Annotated in this window: 14 protein-coding genes and 1 pseudogene; 8 read left to right on the forward strand and 7 right to left on the reverse strand. The window is 70.2% G+C overall.

The genetic code is table 11. The features are described 5' to 3' along the window. From E1161_RS23330 to E1161_RS27360, 4 genes are all read right to left on the reverse strand, one after another. Positions 1–1,387, reverse strand: a 1,387-nt coding sequence (locus tag E1161_RS23330; protein WP_132626868.1) for a rhamnulokinase, incomplete at its 3' end; no start/stop codon positions are given. An 18-nt stretch (positions 1,388–1,405) separates the two neighbouring features. After that, entirely contained in the window at positions 1,406–3,448 is a 2,043-nt protein-coding gene (locus E1161_RS23335) for a bifunctional aldolase/short-chain dehydrogenase (protein WP_132626804.1), read from the reverse strand. Between the two features lie 36 nt (positions 3,449–3,484). Continuing rightward, a complete protein-coding gene (gene rhaI / locus E1161_RS23340) occupies positions 3,485–4,651 on the reverse strand; it encodes an L-rhamnose isomerase (protein ID WP_132626870.1) in 1,167 nt (388 codons plus the stop codon). A gap of 48 nt (positions 4,652–4,699) precedes the next feature. After that, entirely contained in the window at positions 4,700–4,873 is a 174-nt protein-coding gene (locus E1161_RS27360; RefSeq protein WP_165939917.1) for a hypothetical protein, read from the reverse strand. An 11-nt stretch (positions 4,874–4,884) separates the two neighbouring features. Here E1161_RS27360 and E1161_RS23345 point away from each other — a divergent pair, with 11 nt between their 5' ends. Both E1161_RS23345 and E1161_RS23350 read left to right on the forward strand, forming a co-directional pair. Next, complete coding sequence (locus tag E1161_RS23345; protein ID WP_132626806.1) at positions 4,885–6,168, forward strand: MFS transporter; 1,284 nt, start codon at positions 4,885–4,887, stop codon at positions 6,166–6,168. After that, positions 6,168–6,482, forward strand: coding sequence for an L-rhamnose mutarotase (locus tag E1161_RS23350; RefSeq protein ID WP_132626872.1), 315 nt, complete (start codon positions 6,168–6,170; stop codon positions 6,480–6,482). Before E1161_RS23345 ends, E1161_RS23350 begins: the two co-directional genes overlap by 1 nt. On the opposite strand, the gene E1161_RS23355 is transcribed toward E1161_RS23350, so the two are convergent. Beyond that, positions 6,479–7,282, reverse strand: a complete 804-nt coding sequence (locus E1161_RS23355; RefSeq protein WP_235875251.1) for a maleylpyruvate isomerase family mycothiol-dependent enzyme — start codon at positions 7,280–7,282, stop codon at positions 6,479–6,481. The two genes, E1161_RS23350 and E1161_RS23355, sit on opposite strands and share 4 nt — an antisense overlap. A gap of 63 nt (positions 7,283–7,345) precedes the next feature. Between E1161_RS23355 and E1161_RS23360 the strand changes: the two genes are divergently transcribed. From E1161_RS23360 to E1161_RS28210, 4 genes and pseudogenes are all read left to right on the forward strand, one after another. After that, entirely contained in the window at positions 7,346–8,524 is a 1,179-nt protein-coding gene (locus E1161_RS23360; RefSeq protein WP_132626810.1) for an MFS transporter, read from the forward strand. Positions 8,525–8,585: 61 nt separating this feature from the next. Next, the gene (locus tag E1161_RS23365; protein WP_132626812.1) at positions 8,586–9,023 is read left to right on the forward strand and encodes a MaoC family dehydratase; all 438 of its coding nucleotides are present in this window, start codon (positions 8,586–8,588) and stop codon (positions 9,021–9,023) included. 4 nt (positions 9,024–9,027) lie between these two features. Next, entirely contained in the window at positions 9,028–10,461 is a 1,434-nt protein-coding gene (locus tag E1161_RS23370) for a flavin-containing monooxygenase (protein ID WP_235875252.1), read from the forward strand. Between the two features lie 185 nt (positions 10,462–10,646). Beyond that, positions 10,647–11,390 (forward strand): annotated as a pseudogene (locus E1161_RS28210) (hypothetical protein). A gap of 30 nt (positions 11,391–11,420) precedes the next feature. On the opposite strand, the gene E1161_RS23380 reads toward E1161_RS28210, so the two are convergent. Together E1161_RS23380 and E1161_RS23385 are read right to left on the reverse strand one after the other, a co-directional pair. After that, positions 11,421–11,615 (reverse strand): ferredoxin, encoded by a 195-nt coding sequence (locus tag E1161_RS23380; RefSeq protein WP_132626816.1) that lies wholly within the window; start codon positions 11,613–11,615, stop codon positions 11,421–11,423. A 35-nt stretch (positions 11,616–11,650) separates the two neighbouring features. Further along, on the reverse strand, positions 11,651–12,874 hold the full coding sequence (locus E1161_RS23385) for a cytochrome P450 (protein ID WP_132626818.1): 1,224 nt from the start codon (positions 12,872–12,874) through the stop codon (positions 11,651–11,653). A 128-nt stretch (positions 12,875–13,002) separates the two neighbouring features. Between E1161_RS23385 and E1161_RS23390 the strand changes: the two genes are divergently transcribed. Next, on the forward strand, positions 13,003–14,460 hold the full coding sequence (locus tag E1161_RS23390) for an MFS transporter (protein WP_132626820.1): 1,458 nt from the start codon (positions 13,003–13,005) through the stop codon (positions 14,458–14,460). Positions 14,461–14,538: 78 nt separating this feature from the next. After that, a complete protein-coding gene (locus tag E1161_RS23395; protein WP_132626822.1) occupies positions 14,539–15,504 on the forward strand; it encodes an alpha/beta hydrolase in 966 nt (321 codons plus the stop codon). The last annotated feature ends 10 nt before the right edge of the window (positions 15,505–15,514 follow it).

Here is a 15,514-nt window from a genome sequence, read left to right on the forward strand (position 1 = left end):
GGGTGTGGTGGCGGAGGGGGTGGGAGCGTGCGACGAGGTGGCGGATCTCGGGGAGGTCCGCGACTTGGCCGGCCGCTCTGGCCTGGGTGAGGAGGTTCCCGGTTGCCGTGGCTTCGACCGGGCCTGCCACGACCGGGATTCCCAGGGCATCGGCTGTGAACTGGCAGAGCAGTTCGTTGCGGGCGCCGCCGCCGACCAGGTGGACGACGTCGACGTCACGGCCGGAGAGCTCGGCGGCCTCGCGGATGGCGCGGCGGTGGGCCAGCGCGAGGCTTTCGAGGATGCAGCGGACCAAGGCGCCTCGCGTTCCCGGAACCGGCTGATCGGTCTCGCGGCAGGACTCGGCGATGCGGGCCGGCATGTCGCCGGGCGCCAGGAAACGGGTGTCCTCGGCGTCGACGACCGCGGTCAGCGGTTCCGCGCGCGCCGCATCGGCGAGCAGGCCGGGCAGGTCTTCCGACGTCAGCCCCCAGGTGCGGAGGCTCTCCTGGAGCAGCCACAGGCCCATGATGTTGCGCAGGAAGCGGACCGTGCCGTCGATGCCGAGCTCGTTGGTGAAGTTCGCACGGCGGGCCTGGTCGGTGAGAACCGGGGCGGGCAGCTCCAGTCCGGTCAGCGACCAGGTGCCGGTGCACACGTAGGCGAAGTTCGGGGACCGGGCGGGGACCCCGACCACCGCCGAGGCGGTGTCGTGCGAACCGACCGCCACCACCGACGTGCCGGTCGAACCCGTTTCCCCGGCCACCGACGGCAGCAGCTCGCCGACGACGTCGCCCGGTCTGCGCAGCGCGGGCAGAAGCGACGGGTCGATGCCCGCGGCCCGCGCCAGCTCCGGTGACCACTCGTGCGTCCGCGCGTCCAGCAGACCGGTGGTGGAGGCGTTGGTCAACTCCGCTCCCACCTGCCCGGTCAGCCAGTACCCGATCAGGTCCGGGATCAGCAGCAGCACTTCCGCCACCTCCAGCGCCGCGCCCTTCGACGCGGCGAGCTGGAAGATCGTGTTGAACGGGAGGAACTGCAAACCGTTGCGGGCGAACAACTCCGGAGCGCCGACCGAGTCCACGAAGGACTCCGCGACCGAATCGGTCCGCGAGTCCCGGTAGTGGAACGGCTCGCCCAGCAGCGCACCCGAGGAGTCCAGCAGCCCGTAGTCGACCGCCCAGGAATCCACCCCGACCGACACCGGCCCACCGGCCTTGCGCAGACCGGCGAGCACTTCGCGGAACAACCCGACCGCGTCCCAGTGCAACCCGTCCGGCAGCGGTACCGGGCCGTTGGCGAACCGGTGCAGCTCCGTGGTCTCCAGCCGCCCGGCGGTGAGCCGCCCGAGGACGACCCGCCCGCTGGAAGCGCCCAGATCCACCGCCGCGAAGGTCGGCGACCCCATCGTCATCCGCGCACTCCCTCAGCGCAGGAACGCCGCGGCGACACCCGCGTCGACCGGCACGTGCAGTCCCGTGGTGTGCGTGAGATCCCCGCCCACCAGCGCGAACACCGCAGCCGCCACGTGCTCGGGCAGCACCTCGCGCTTGAGGATGGTGCGCTGCGCGTAGAACTCGCCGAGCTCGTCCTCCTCCACGCCGTAGACCTTCGCCCGCTGCGCGCCCCAACCACCGGCGAAGATGCCCGACCCGCGCACCACGCCGTCGGGGTTGACGCCGTTGACGCGGATTCCGTGCTCACCCAGCTCCGCGGCCAGCAGCCGCACCTGGTGCGCCTGATCGGCCTTCGTCGCGCCGTAGGCGACGTTGTTCGGGCCCGCGAACACCGAGTTCTTGCTGGCGATGTAGACGATGTCGCCGCCCATGCCCTGCGCGATCATCACGCGCGCCGCCTCCCGCGAGGCCAGGAACGAGCCGCGCGCCATCACGTCGTGCTGCAGGTCCCAGTCGGCGACCGTGGTGTCCAGAAGCGGCTTCGAGATCGACAGTCCCGCGTTGTTGACCACCAGGTCCACGCCGCCGAAGGCCAGCGCCGCGGCCCGGAAAGCCGCCGCGATCTGCTCCTCGTCGGTGACGTCGACGCGCACCGCGACGGCCTTGTCCGGTCCGCCGAGCTCGTCGGCCAGCGCCTGGGCGTTGTCGAGGTCGAGATCGGCCAGCACCACGCACGCGCCCTCGGCCGAGAGCCGTTGCGCGGTGGCCTTCCCGATCCCCGAGCCCGCCCCGGTGACCAGCGCGACGCGGGTCGCCAACGGCTTGGGCCGGGGCATCCGGGCGAGCTTGGCCTCCTCCAGCGCCCAGTACTCGATGCGGAACTTCTCCGCCTCGTCGATCGGCTGGTAGGTGGAGATCGACTCCGCGCCGCGCATCACGTTGATCGCGTTGCGGTAGAACTCGGCGGCCACGCGCGCGGTCTGCGCGTCCTTGCCGAAGGAGAACATGCCGATCCCCGGCACCAGCACGATCGCCGGGTCCGCACCGCGCATCGCAGGAGAGTCGGGTTCGGCGAACCGGTCGTAGTAGGCGCGGTAGTCCTCCCGGTAGGTCTCGTGGAGCTCCGCCAGCCGGGCCACCACCTCGTCGAACTCGGCGTCGGGCCCCAGGTCGAGCACCAGCGGGCGGACCTTGGTGCGCAGGAAGTGGTCCGGGCAGGAGGTGCCCAGCGCCGCCAGGCGCGGGTGGTTCTCGCGCGCCAAGAACTCCAGCACCTCCGGCGCGTCGTCGAAGTGCCCGACCTGCGGGTGGTCGGTGGAGGCCAGACCGCGGATCACCGGCGCCAGCTCGGACGCGCGCCGCCTGCGCTGCTCCTCCGGCAGCGGCTCGAAGCCCTCGATCACCGGCCCGAACGGCTCCGGTTTGCCGCGTTCGGCGATGAACCTCTCCGCGGTGCGGATGATGTGCAGCGAGTTGCGCGCGCACTCCTCGCTGGTCGCGCCCCACGCGGTGATCCCGTGACCGCCCAGCACCACGCCGATGGCACGCGGGTTCGCCTCCTTGATCGCGGCGATGTCCAAGCCGAGCTGGAAACCGGGTCGCCGCCAGGGAACCCACGCGACCAGGTCGCCGAAGCACTCCGCGGTCAGCGCCTGCCCATCGGTTGCGGTGGCCAGCGCGATGCCGGCGTCGGGGTGCAGGTGGTCGATGTGGGCTGCCTCGACCAATCCGTGCATGGCGGTGTCGATCGACGGTACCGCGCCGCCCTTTCCGTGCAGGCAGTGGTCGAAGGCGCCGACCACCTCGTCCTCGCGGTCCACGCCCGGGTAGACGTCGACCAGCGCCCGCAGCCGGTCCAACCGCAACACCGCCAGCCCCGACTCGGTCAGCGTCCCCAGATCACCACCGGAACCCTTGACCCACATCAGCGGAACCGGCCTGCCGGTCACCGGGTCCGTCTCCTCGTCCTTGGCCGAGGCGTTGCCCCCGGCGTAGTTGGTGTTGCGGGGGTCCGCGCCCAGTTCGTGCGAACGCGCAAGCAGCGCAGCCACTTCGGGATGCGTCGAGCTCATGTCAAACCTCTCCGTGCTCTGCGGAACGGGAACCTCTCAGGCACCCCAACCCGCGGGGGTGCCGTCCTTGCGACCGGCGACGATCTTCTCCGCGTAGCCGGAGCGGTGGTAGGCGGCGATCGGGTCGGGGTCGATGCCCATGTCCGCGCGGACTTCGGCCAGCAGCGGGCGGACGTCGGTGTTGTAGGCGTCCATCAGCACCGCGTTGGCGCCGAGGACGTCGCCCTCGCGCTGCGCCCCGGCCAGGGCGTCGCCGTCCACCAGCAGGGCCTTCGCGGTGGCCTCCTGGACGTTGAGCACCGAGCGGATCAGCGCGGGGATCTTCGGCTCCAGGTTGTGGCACTGGTCGAGCATGAACGCGACGTTCGCCGATTCCTCCAGGGCACCGGCGCGCACGATCTCGTGCATGATCCGGAACAGCTGGAACGGGTCCGCGGCACCGACCATCAGGTCGTCGTCGGCGTAGAAGCGGCTGTTGAAGTGGAATCCGCCCAGCCGCCCGCGCCCGAGCAGGAACGCCACGATGAACTCGATGTTGGTGCCGGGCGCGTGATGCCCGGTGTCGACCAGCACCTGCGCGCGCTCGCCCAGGTCCAGGCAGTGGGCGTAGGAGGTTCCCCAGTCAGGGAGGTCGGTGGCGTAGAACGCGGGCTCGAAGAACTTGTACTCCAGCAGCATCCGCTGGTCCTGCCCCAACCGGTCGTAGGCCACGCGCAGGGCCTCCGACAGGCGCTGCTGGCGCTCAGCGAGGGAGTCCTGCCCGGGGTAGTTGAGCCCGTCGGCGAACCACAGGCTCAGCGCGTCGGAACCCGTGGCGTCCATGATGTCGACGCACTCCAGCAGATGTGCCTGCGCCTTCCGGCGAACCGCCGGGTCGGGGTTGCAGATGCTGCCGAGCTTGTACTCGTCCTCCTGGAAGGTGTTCGGGTTGATCGCGCCCAGCGTCAACCCCAGGGATTCGGCGTGCGCGCCCAGCGCGGCGTAGTCGTCGACCCGGTCCCAGGGGATGTGCAGCGCGACGCTGGGGGCGATGCCGGTGAAGGCGTGCACCTGGGCGGCGTCGTCGAGCTTCTCGAACGGGTCGCGCGGAATGCCCTCCTGCGAGAAGGTCTTGAACCGCGTCCCGGAGTTCCCGTAGGCCCAGGAGGGGGTTTCGATCCGCTGCTCGGTCAGCGCCGCCTTGACGGTCTTGCGGTCGGCCATCGTCGCTCCAGTGCGCATCAGCCATGCTTGAAACGTTTTAATCAGTATTCACGGTATGCCGCGCACCTGGCGGACGTCAAATCTCTCGAAGAAGTTTTGCGCGAGCTGCACTCGTCCGTTCGGACGCTTGACGGGTGTGGGGGCGCTCTCTAGTGTGCTCGCAACATAAAACGTTTCAACGCCGTCCGCGACCCGGGTGCGGACGACGTCGATGAGCTGCATGAAGGACAACGATGACTTCATCCGCAGGCGTCCAGCAGAGCGAGCACGCCTCGTCAGGACAGCACTGGAAATGGTCGTTCGTAGCGGCGATGGCCAGCTACATCGACGCGGGCTCCATCGTCGCCGGCTCCGTCGCGCTGAGCGTGTGGGTTCAGGCGTACGGGCTCACCGACAGCACCGTCGGCCTGCTCGGCGCGCTGAGCTCCAACGCCATCTCGGCAGGCGTGGGCGCGCTCGTCGGTGGCTACATCTGCGACCGGTACGGGCGCAAGAAGATCTACGCCTACGACCTGCTGCTGTACATGTTCGGCACGCTCTGGCTGATCTTCGCCGTCGACACCTGGATGCTGTTCGTCGGGTACATCCTGGTCGGTCTCGCCGTCGGCGCTGACATCCCGGCCTCGTGGAGCTTGATCACCGAGTTCTCCCCGGCCCGCAAGCGCGGCAAGCTCGGCGGTCTGTCGCAAGTCCTGTGGTCGTTGGGGCCGATCGTGACCCTGGCGCTGGGACTCGCGCTGCAACCGCTCGGAATGCTCGGCATGCGCCTCCTCTTCGCGAGCCTGTTCGTCGCCGCGCTGATCACCTGGTGGATGCGCCACGGCATCGGCGAATCCGCGCGCTGGGAGCAGGAAACCACCGACACCGGCCCGGTGAAGTGGAGTGCCGCGCTGCGTCCGCTGCTCACCGGCAAGGGCCTGCGGCTGTCGCTGATGCTCATCGGCATGTACGGCATCTGGAACCTCTTCGCCGGCACCAACGGCTTCTACACCCCGTACCTGCTCAAGGCGTTCGGCAGCCAGAGCGACGCCGCCAGCGTCGGCCTCCAGTGCCTGTACTTCCTGCTGGTCGCGGTGTTCACCGTGCTGGTGTTCATGCCGTTCAACGACCGGTTCAACAGGCGGTTGATGCTGGCGCTGTCCACCGTGATCCAGGCGGGCGGCATGCTGCTGCTGGCCGTGCTGCCGCTGAACTTCGGCACCGCGCTCGGCTACATCGTGGCGATCGGCATCGGCGGCGGTTTCGGGGCCCAGCACTTCTTCCAGATCTGGTCCGGTGAGCTCTTCCCGACCAAGCTGCGCAGCACCGCGCAGGGCCTGATGTTCGCCGTCGTGCGCATCGGTCTCGGGTTCTGGAGCTTCTTCGTCCCGATCATCACGGCTACCGGGTTCCAGACGCTGGCCTACATCCTGACCGCGTTCATCGTGATCAGCGGTGTCATCGGCGTCATCTGGGGCCCGAAGACCGAAGGGCTGACGCTGGAGGAGATCGAGCAGGAGCAGGGATGGGCCAAGTGATGCAGCGCATCTGCTTCGTCCTGCACGTCAAACCCGACCGCGTCGGCGAGTACCGGCAACGGCACCGCGCGGTGTGGCCGGAGATGCGCCAGGCGCTGCACGACACCGGCTGGCGCAACTACTCGCTGTTCCTGCGGCCCGACGGAACCCTCATCGGCTACCTGGAGTGCGAGGACTTCGAGGCGTCCCGCGCGGCCATGGCGGAGAAGGGCGTCAACACCCGCTGGCAGGCGCAGATGGGCGACCTCTTCGACGGGACCATCGCGCCCGACGAGGCGATGCGGCCCATCGAAGAGGTCTTCCACCTCGACTAGATGGTGAACGCGAGGTGCTTGACGAGTTGCTCGCCGAGCACCTCGTCTCCGTCGAAGGAGACCGAGGGCCTGGCCTCCTCGGGATCGACGCGGCCGCCGCAGAGCCGGGTGAACACGCCCAGCGGCAGCGTGATGCGGACCGCGGCCTCCCCGGGCAGCGACTCGACGACCTCCGCCCGGCCGTCCACCACGACGTGCAGGGCGCGGGAGCCGAGGTCGAAGGTGACGCTGGAGCCGTCCGGTGCGCCACCGCGCTTGCCGACGACGAAGCCCAAGGCCGTGGTGATCTCGTCGATCGACAGCTCCGCGCACGCGCCCTGCTCGCCACCGGGCAGGCCGACGGCGTCGCGGATGTCCTGCTCGTGCATCCAGCAGTCGAACACCCGGATCCGCATGAACCGCGCGTAGGTGGACTCACCGGCGGGAGTCCTTGCCGGTGCGTGGAACTCCTCGTCCGGCATCGCTCGCAGCGACGCCAGCCGCGCGGCGGTGACCTCCCGGAACTTCGCCAGCACGGCCTCGTGGGGCTGCGACCGGAAGTGCGCCACGTAGCGCTCGTTGCGGGCACCGATGTCGTTGTGCACGTGCGGCAACGACTCGACGTCCCCGCCGACGTCCGGGGTCGGCTCCCCGCTGAGCATCAGCTCGGTGCCGATGAGGTGCGCGGCGACGTCCCGCACCCGCCAGCCCGGCAGGGGCGTGTCCTTCTCCCACTGCGCGTCGTCTAGCCCGGTCAGCACCCGGTCCAGCGCGTCCCACTCGGCGGCGAGCGCTTCCACGATCCGTTCCTTGTCCAGCACGCTCCGACACAAGCACCCCGCGCCCGTGGGGTCAACCGGGTTCGGTGAGGCAGACTCCGGGGCATGCGTTCGGGTGTGCAGCGCGGAGCGATCGCCGTGGTCCAGGTCTTCGGGCTGGCCGTGTGGTTCTCCGTGTCCGCCGTGGTTCCCACGCTCCGCCAGGAGTGGGGGATCAGCGCCGCGGCAGCGGTGTGGCTGACCGGATCGGTGCAGCTCGGGTTCGTCGCAGGTGCCGTCGGGTCGTCGCTGCTGAACCTCGCCGACCGGATCCGCCCGCACCTGTTGCTGGCCGTCAGCGCGGCGCTCGCCGCCGGGTGGACGTTGCTGCTCGCGGGCCTGGTCGACGGCATGGCCGCGGCGATCCCGCTGCGGTTCCTGACCGGCATGTGCCTGGCCGGGGTGTACCCGGTCGGGATGAAGCTGATGGCATCCTGGGCGCCGAGCCGGGGACGTGGGCTGGCGATGGGACTGCTGATCGCGGCGCTGACCACCGGCTCGTCGCTGCCGCACCTCATCGGCGGCCTCGGGTCGCTGCCGTGGCGCGCGGTGCTGGTCGCCGCCGCCTGCACCGGGCTGCTCGGGGCGCTGGTGGCGGTGACCGCCGTGCGGCCCGGACCGCACCTCGCGGCCTCGGCGGCGGTGCACAACCCTCGCTACGCGCTGACGATGTTCACCGAGCGCGGACCCCGGCTGGCCAACCTCGGCTACTTCGGGCACATGTGGGAGCTCTACGCGCTGTGGACGTGGATCCCGACGTTCCTGCTGGCCAGCGAGGCGGGCAGGGACCTGCCTTCCTCGACCGGGATCACGGTGTTCGTCACCATCGGCATCGCCGGTGCCATCGGCTGCCTGCTCGGCGGTTGGGGAGCCGACCGCTACGGGCGTTCCCCGGCGGCGGTGGCCGCGCTGGTGATCAGCGGTGCGTGCTGCGTCCTCTCGCCGCTGGCCTTCGACGCCGGGCCTGCCGTGCTGGTGGCGTTCTGCGTGGTGTGGGGCGCAGCGGTGATCGCCGACTCGGGCGTGTTCTCCACGTCGCTGAGCGAGGCCGCCGACCCGCGCTTCGTGGGCACCGCGCTGACCGCGCAGACCGCGATCGGATTCGCCCTGACCGTGGTCAGCATCCAGCTGGTCCCCCTGCTGGCCGACGCCGTGGGCTGGCGGTTCGCGTTCCTGATGCTGGCGCCGGGACCGTTCATCGGGGCGATCGCGATGGGCAGGCTGGGCTCGCGCCGGGCGCGGTGAGTGGAACCGCGCCGCTCGCGCTGGTAATCACGGGGTAGTCCGGCAGATCTACGGAGGCGTGATGAGCGACGTGTGGCCCAACGGCAAACCCCAGGTCGGCGAGACCGCCGAGCTGTCCCGCACCATCGGACCGACCGACATCCGCTTGTTCACCCAGATCAGCGGCGACCGCAACCCGCTGCACTACGACGTCGAGGCGGCCGAGTCCTCGCAGTTCGGCGAGATCGTGGTGCAGGGCGGGGTGACCAGCGCGGTGCTCAACGCCGTTGTGGCCGAGAAGCTGCCCGGACCGGGAACGGTGTTCCTCAACGTGAATTGGAACTTCACCGCGCCGGTCCGGCCGGGCGACACCATCACCGGCCGCGTGCAGGTCGACGAGGTCCGCGACGACAAGCCCATCACGAAGCTGACCACCACCGTCAACCGCGACGACGGCACGACCGTGCTGGAGGGAACGGCGGTCTGCTTCACCATGGCCATGCCCGGTTCGGGCGGTTAGCGTGGTGAACGGCTCACCGAAACGCCCTGCGCAGCCCTTCTCCTTCGACGACGACCTGCAGCAGGAGTGGCGCTGGAGCGAGCGGTACCCGCGCCAGCCGGAGATCCTGGCCTACCTCGACCACGTCGCCGACCGCTTCGACCTGCGCCGCGACATCCGGTTGGGCACCCGGGTCACCGCGGCGTCCTTCGACGACGGCTGGACGGTGCGCACCGAGCGGGGGGACGAGCTTTCGGCGCGGTTCCTGATCGGCGCGGTCGGGTGCCTGTCGTCGGCGAACGTGCCAGAACTCCCCGGCCTCGACGCCTTCTCCGGAGATCGGTACCACACGGGTCGGTGGCCGCACGAGGAGGTGGACTTCACCGGCAAGCGGGTCGGTGTCATCGGCACCGGGTCGACCGGCATCCAGGCGATCCCGGTCATCGCCGAGCAGGCCGCGCACCTGACGGTGTTCCAGCGGACGCCGAACTTCAGCGTCCCTGCGCGGAACGCGCCGTTGGACGAGAGGTTCCAGGCCGCGGTGCGCGCTGAGTACGCCGAGATCCGCGCGCTGCAACGGGAGACCAGCAACGGACACCCGTTCCGCATCTCGTCGCGCAACGCCGTGGACACCCCGCCGGACCAGCGGCGGGAGGTCTACGAGGCGGCCTGGCGGCGCGGTGGCCTGCGCTTCCGCGCGGCCTTCAACGACCTGCTGAGCAGCGAGGACGCCAACGACACGGCTGCGGAGTTCATCCGGGAGAAGATCCGGGAGATCGTGCGCGATCCGGAGGTCGCGGAGCGGCTGCTGCCGCACGACCACCCGTTCGCCGCCAAGCGCCCACCCATCGACACCGGGTACTTCGAGACCTACAACCGCGACGACGTCACGCTCGTCGACGTCCGCGAGACGCCGATCGTCGAGGTCACCAGGCGCGGGCTGCGCACCACGGAGGTCGAACACCCGCTGGACGCGCTGGTGTTCGCCACCGGCTTCGACGCGATGACGGGGCCGATGCTCGGCATCGACGTCCGCGGCACGAACGGCACCCTCGCGGAGAAGTGGCGGGACGGTCCGCGTAGCTACCTGGGCCTCCAGGTGGCCGGGTTCCCGAACCTGTTCATCATCACCGGGCCGGGCAGCCCGTCGGTGCTGACCAACATGCCGACCTCGATCGAGCAGCACGTCGACTGGATCGCGCGCTGCCTGGGAGATCTGCGTGACGACGGGTTCGAGCGCATCGAGGCCACCGAGGAGGCCGAGCGGGCCTGGGGCGAGGAGGTCCAGGCCGCGGCGAACCGGACGCTGCTCCCGCAGGCGAAGAGCTCCTGGTACCTCGGCGCCAACGTCCCTGGCAAACCCCGGGTCTTCATGCCCTACGCCGGCGGTCTCGCCCACTACGCGGCCCTCTGCGACGAAGCGGCCGCCCACGACTACGCGGGCTTCCACCGCTCCTGACCCCACCCGCTCCGGTTCGCGGTGCTGGGCCGGGGACAGGTCTGGTCCGAACTGACCCGGCGGTTCATGGACGGTTCGGGCCGGAACTGCCCGGTGCTGACGGAACTGCGACAACGTCACCCCCGCGTGCGCGCGCTCAGGTTCGGGACGTTCGTCGTGGTGTCGTCGGGACATCCGCCGAGGCGGTGGTGGGTCATCGCACCGACCTGTTGCGCCCTCAGCGGCTGCACCAGGCCAGGCAGGACCACGCCGACGGCCGCATCGACGCCCCCGAGCTGCGCGGCATCGAGGTCGGAGCGATCCGCGAGGTCGTGCAGGCGCAGCGCGAGGTCGGCCTGGAATCGCCCACCGACCGGCGATTTCCGCCGCGCCTGCTGGCACCAGGACTTCATCCTGCAGCTCGACGACACCAGCCTGGCCTACCTCAACGACGAGAAGCAGCGAGCGGTCATCGCCGAGTGCGGCGAGGACGCCGAGCACCAGCACCTGCGCTACATCGAGCAGATCAACGCCGCGCTGACCGACCGACCGGAGGGCATGGCCATCACGACTCACCTGTGCCGGGGGAACTACCGGTCGTCGTGGGTGGCGGAGGGTGGATACGACTTCGTCGCCGAGGCGCTGTTCGGCGAACTCGACGTCGACGGCTCCTTCCTGGAGTTGGACGACCACCGCTCGGGCGGTTCGAGCCGCTGCGCTACGTCCCCAGCAACGAGCGCGTCGTGCTGGGGTTGGTCACCACCGAGCGCGGTGAGCTGGAGAGCGAGGACGACCGCAAGCGCCGGATCCACCGAGCACATCGAGCTCGACCAGCTCTGCCGACCCCGCAGTGCGGGTTTTCGCGTCCAAGTGGAGGGACATGCCCTCGCCTACGAGGACCAGATCGCCAAGCTCCGGCTCAGGTGGAGGCCGCCGAGGTCTGGGGCTGAGGAGCGCCGCGGCTCTCGACGTCGGGGGGCTCAGCCCTCGACGGTGATGGCCAGGGCCGGGCAGACCGCAGCCGCGTGGTGGACGTCGTCGGCGAGTTCGGCGCTGGGGGAGTCGGTGAGCACAACCGCGATGCCGTCCTCGTCGCGCTGGTCGAAGACGTCCTCGGCGGCCATGACGCACTGGCCGGAGGCGACGCACCTGTCCTGGTCGAGGATGACCTTCATGGGCGGTTTTCCGTTTCGCATCGGTGTTTTCGGGTTCACCAGGTGACGGGCAGCTCGTAGACGCCGTAGACGGCGCCGTTGTGCTTGAACGGGATCTCGTCGAGCCCGGGAACAGCTCGCAGCGTCGGAACCCGCTTGTGCAGCGTGCTGTGGACGACCTGCAGCTCCATCCTGGCCAGCGGCTGGCCCAGGCACTGGTGGACGCCGAAGCCGAACGCGACGTGCCTGCGGGCGTCGCGGGTGAGGTCGAGGCGGTCGGGGTCGTCGAAGACCTCCGGGTCCCGGTTGCCGATGTCGTTGGGCATGATGACGCCCTCGCCCGCGCGGATCAGCTGCCCGCCGACCTCGATGTCCTCCAGCGCGACCCGGCGGCGCCCGTTGTGCGTGATGTGCAGGTAGCGCAGCATCTCCTCGACCGCGCCGGCCACGACCCCGGGGTCCTCGGTCTCGCGCAGCAGCGCCAGCTGCTCCGGGTGCTCCAGCAGCGCCAGGGTGCCCAGGGCGATCATGTTCGCGGTCGTCTCGTGCCCGGCGATGAGCAGCAGCACGCCCATCTGCGCGACGTCCGAGCGCTCGAGATCACCGGCCTCCACCCGTTCGCACAGCCCGGAAAGCAGGTCGTCGCCGGGGTTTTCGAGCTTGCGGCCGACGAGGTCGTCCAGGTAGCCGGTGAGTCTGCCCATCGCCTCGGCGCGCTGCTCGGGCGTGGCATCCCGGCGGATGACGACCTTGCTGTTGTCCTGGAAGAAGTCGTGGTCGGTGTAGGGGACGCCGAGCAGTTCGCAGATCACCAGCGACGGCACCGGCAACGCGAACGCCTCGACGAGGTCCACCGGTTTCGGCCCGGTGAGCATGGCGTCGATCTGGTCGTCGACGATCTTCTGCACCGCGGGTCGCATCGCTTCGATGCGCTTGACGGTGAACGGCGCGGTCACCATCCGGCGCTGCCGCGCGTGCTCCGGGTCGTCCATCAGGATGAAGCTGATCTTCGAGCCGCCGGGCTGCGCGGGCATGCCGCGCGGGTAGCCGGGCAGGTCGGCGTCGGAGCTGACGCGCGGGTCGGCGAGCACCGCGCGCTGGTCGGCGTACCGGGTCACCAGCCACGGTGTGGTGCCGTCGGCGAGCCGCACCCGGTGGACCGGTCCCTCTTCCTGCAGGGCCTTGAGCCGCGGCGGCGGATCGAAGGGGCAACCCGAAGCGCGGGTCATCGGGTATTCGGGGATCTCCGCCTCGTCGGCCTGGTGCAGCGTGTAGGTCATGCCGACCTTCCTCGTGATCGTGGTCTTGCTGACCTGAAAGTAGCGGGGTCGATTGGATTAAGTCAACTGACTGACTTAGGCTGTCCATGAGACGACACCGGGCAGTGCGAACGAGAGGTTCCCCGAGCATGCGAGCAATTCCCGGCGAAGCGGAGGAATCCGCTGCTCCAGGGGAAGATCGATCGAACCGCGTGGTCCTGGTGCTGGCATTCGCCGGCATCTCGGTCGCGATGACCCAGACCACGGTGATCCCGCTGGTGCCGATGCTCCCCGGCCTGCTGCACGCCTCCGCGGCCGACACCGCCTGGGCGGTCACCGCGACGCTGCTCGCCGGAGCCGTGGCCACCCCGGTCGTCGGACGCCTCGGCGACATGCACGGCAAGAGGCGGATGCTGCTGATCAGCCTCGCGATGCTCATCCTCGGCTCGGCGATCTGCGGTATGAGCGAATCGCTGCCGATGATCGTGATGGGCCGCGTCATGCAGGGACTGTCCTCCGGCGTGATCGCGCTGGGCATCAGCATCATGCGCGACGAGCTGCCCGCCGAGCGGCTCGGCTCGGCGACCTCGCTGATGAGCGCCTCCCTGGGCGTCGGCGGTGCGCTCGGCCTGCCCGCGGCCGCGTTCCTCGCCGAGCGCACCGACTGGCACGTGCTGTTCTGGACCTCGGCCGCGCTCGGCGCGCTGGCCACCGCGCTCGTGGTGACCTTCGTGCCGGAGTCGCCGGTGCGCTCCGGTGGGCGGTTCGACCCGCTCGGCGCGCTCGGGCTCTCGGCCGGGCTGATCTGCCTGCTGCTGGTCGTGTCCAAGGGCGCGAGCTGGGGCTGGGGGAGCGCGACCACGCTCGTACTCGCCGCGGCGGGCGTCGTGGTGTTCGGCGCGTGGGGATGGTGGGAGCTGCGCGTCGCCGCGCCGCTGGTGGACCTGCGCACCATCACCCGCCGCCAGGTGCTGCTGACCAACATCGCCTCGGCGGTCTTCGGCTTCGCCATGTTCGCGATGTCGCTGGTGCTCCCGCAGGTCCTGCAACTGCCCACCGGCACCGGCTACGGCCTGGGGCAGACCATGCTCGCCGTCGGCATCGTGATGGCGCCCTCCGGTCTGGTGATGATGGCGATGTCGCCGGTCTCGGCCCGCACCTCGAAGGCCCGCGGGCCGAAGGTGACGCTGATGATCGGTGCGGTGGTCGTCGCCGTCGGGTACGGCTTGGGCGTGGTGCTCATGTCGCAGCTGTGGCAGCTGATCGTCGTCTCCAGCGTCATCGGCGCCGGGATCGGCCTGGCCTACGGAGCGATGCCCGCGCTGATCATGGGTGCCGTGCCGGTGTCGGAAACCGCGGCGGCCAACAGCCTCAACACCCTGATGCGCTCCATCGGGACCTCGGTGTCCAGCGCGGTGGCCGGGGCAGTGCTCGCGCAGATGACCACCGACTTCGGACCGATCACCGTGCCCTCGCAGGCCGGCTTCCAGGTGATCATGGGCATCGGCTGCCTCGCCGCCCTGGCCGCGCTGAGCATCGCGGCGTTCCTTCCCGGCGAGGACGAGTCCCTCGAGGCCGCTCTGGTCCCCGCGCGTGCGGCGTGCTGAAACCGCTTGCGGGCGGTGGTTGAATCGTTCGAGGAGCGCGGTGCGACCGGCCGCGTCGAGAGCTGTGAGGAATGCGTGATGAGTGAGGCCGCGCCGCCGGTCCCGTTCGACCCGGAGCTGGAGGTCTTCCTGGAGGCCATGCCCGACACCGGCGCGGGTTTCAGGTTGGAGGACGTTCCGAAGCTGCGGGAGATGTCGCGGCAGTTCACCGCCGATGAGCAGCTCCAGGCGGACGGGTTCACCGTCGAACACCGCGCGGTTCCCGGGCCGCAGGGCGCTCCCGAGGTGCCGGTGGTGATCGTGCGCCCGTCCGAGGCGACCGGTCCGCTGCCGGTCGTCTACTCGATCCACGGCGGCGGCATGATCATGGGTGATCACCGGCAGGCCCTCGACGTCATGGCCACCGAGTGGGGCCGCGAGCTGGGGTGCGCGATCGTGTCGGTGGACTACCGGGTAGCGCCGGAGAACCCGCACCCCGCGCCCGTGCAGGACTGCTACGCCGGGCTGAGCTGGATCGCTGAGCACGGCGCGGATCACGGCTTCGACACCGAGCGGATCGTCATGACCGGCGGCAGCGCGGGCGGCGGACTGGCCGCCGCAGTGGCGCTGATGAGCCGGGACCTCGACGGGCCGAAGACCATCGGGCTGCTGTTGCAGGCCCCGATGCTCGACGACCGCAACGACACCACGTCGGCGCACCAGATGCGCGGGCTGGGCATCTGGGACCAGCAGGCCAACGAGGTCGGTTGGACCGCGCTGCTCGGCGATTCCCGCGGCGGCGACGAGGTCTCGCCCTACGCGGCTCCCGCGCGCGCCGAGGACCTGTCCGGGCTGCCGCCGACGTTCATCGACGTCGGGTCCGCGGAGACCTTCCGCGATGAGGACGTCGCCTTCGCCACCCGGATCTGGCAGGCCGGTGGGGTCGCCGAACTGCACGTCTGGCCCGGCGGTTTCCACGGTTTCCGGATGTTCCCCGGTGCACGGCTGAGCAAGTCCGCCGCCCAAGCCCGGACCGCCTGGCTGCGGCGGATCGTCAACGGGTGAGAAGCTCCCG

Origin of the sequence: Saccharopolyspora aridisoli (genome assembly GCF_004348445.1) — a bacterium.
GTDB lineage: Bacteria > Actinomycetota > Actinomycetes > Mycobacteriales > Pseudonocardiaceae > Saccharopolyspora > Saccharopolyspora aridisoli.

What these genes read in the sequence shown, in the direction of transcription:
- E1161_RS23335 (WP_132626804.1), bottom strand. Translation starts at nt 3,448, where the DNA reads ATGAGCTCGACGCATCCCGAAGTGGCTGCGCTGCTTGCGCGTTCGCAC.
- E1161_RS23385 (WP_132626818.1), bottom strand. Translation starts at nt 12,874, where the DNA reads ATGACCTACACGCTGCACCAGGCCGACGAGGCGGAGATCCCCGAATAC.
- rhaI (WP_132626870.1), bottom strand. Translation starts at nt 4,651, where the DNA reads ATGGCCGACCGCAAGACCGTCAAGGCGGCGCTGACCGAGCAGCGGATC.
- E1161_RS23395 (WP_132626822.1), top strand. Translation starts at nt 14,539, where the DNA reads ATGAGTGAGGCCGCGCCGCCGGTCCCGTTCGACCCGGAGCTGGAGGTC.
- E1161_RS23360 (WP_132626810.1), top strand. Translation starts at nt 7,346, where the DNA reads ATGCGTTCGGGTGTGCAGCGCGGAGCGATCGCCGTGGTCCAGGTCTTC.
- E1161_RS23365 (WP_132626812.1), top strand. Translation starts at nt 8,586, where the DNA reads ATGAGCGACGTGTGGCCCAACGGCAAACCCCAGGTCGGCGAGACCGCC.
- E1161_RS27360 (WP_165939917.1), bottom strand. Translation starts at nt 4,873, where the DNA reads ATGCAGCTCATCGACGTCGTCCGCACCCGGGTCGCGGACGGCGTTGAA.
- E1161_RS23345 (WP_132626806.1), top strand. Translation starts at nt 4,885, where the DNA reads ATGACTTCATCCGCAGGCGTCCAGCAGAGCGAGCACGCCTCGTCAGGA.
- E1161_RS23350 (WP_132626872.1), top strand. Translation starts at nt 6,168, where the DNA reads ATGCAGCGCATCTGCTTCGTCCTGCACGTCAAACCCGACCGCGTCGGC.
- E1161_RS23380 (WP_132626816.1), bottom strand. Translation starts at nt 11,615, where the DNA reads ATGAAGGTCATCCTCGACCAGGACAGGTGCGTCGCCTCCGGCCAGTGC.
- E1161_RS23390 (WP_132626820.1), top strand. Translation starts at nt 13,003, where the DNA reads ATGCGAGCAATTCCCGGCGAAGCGGAGGAATCCGCTGCTCCAGGGGAA.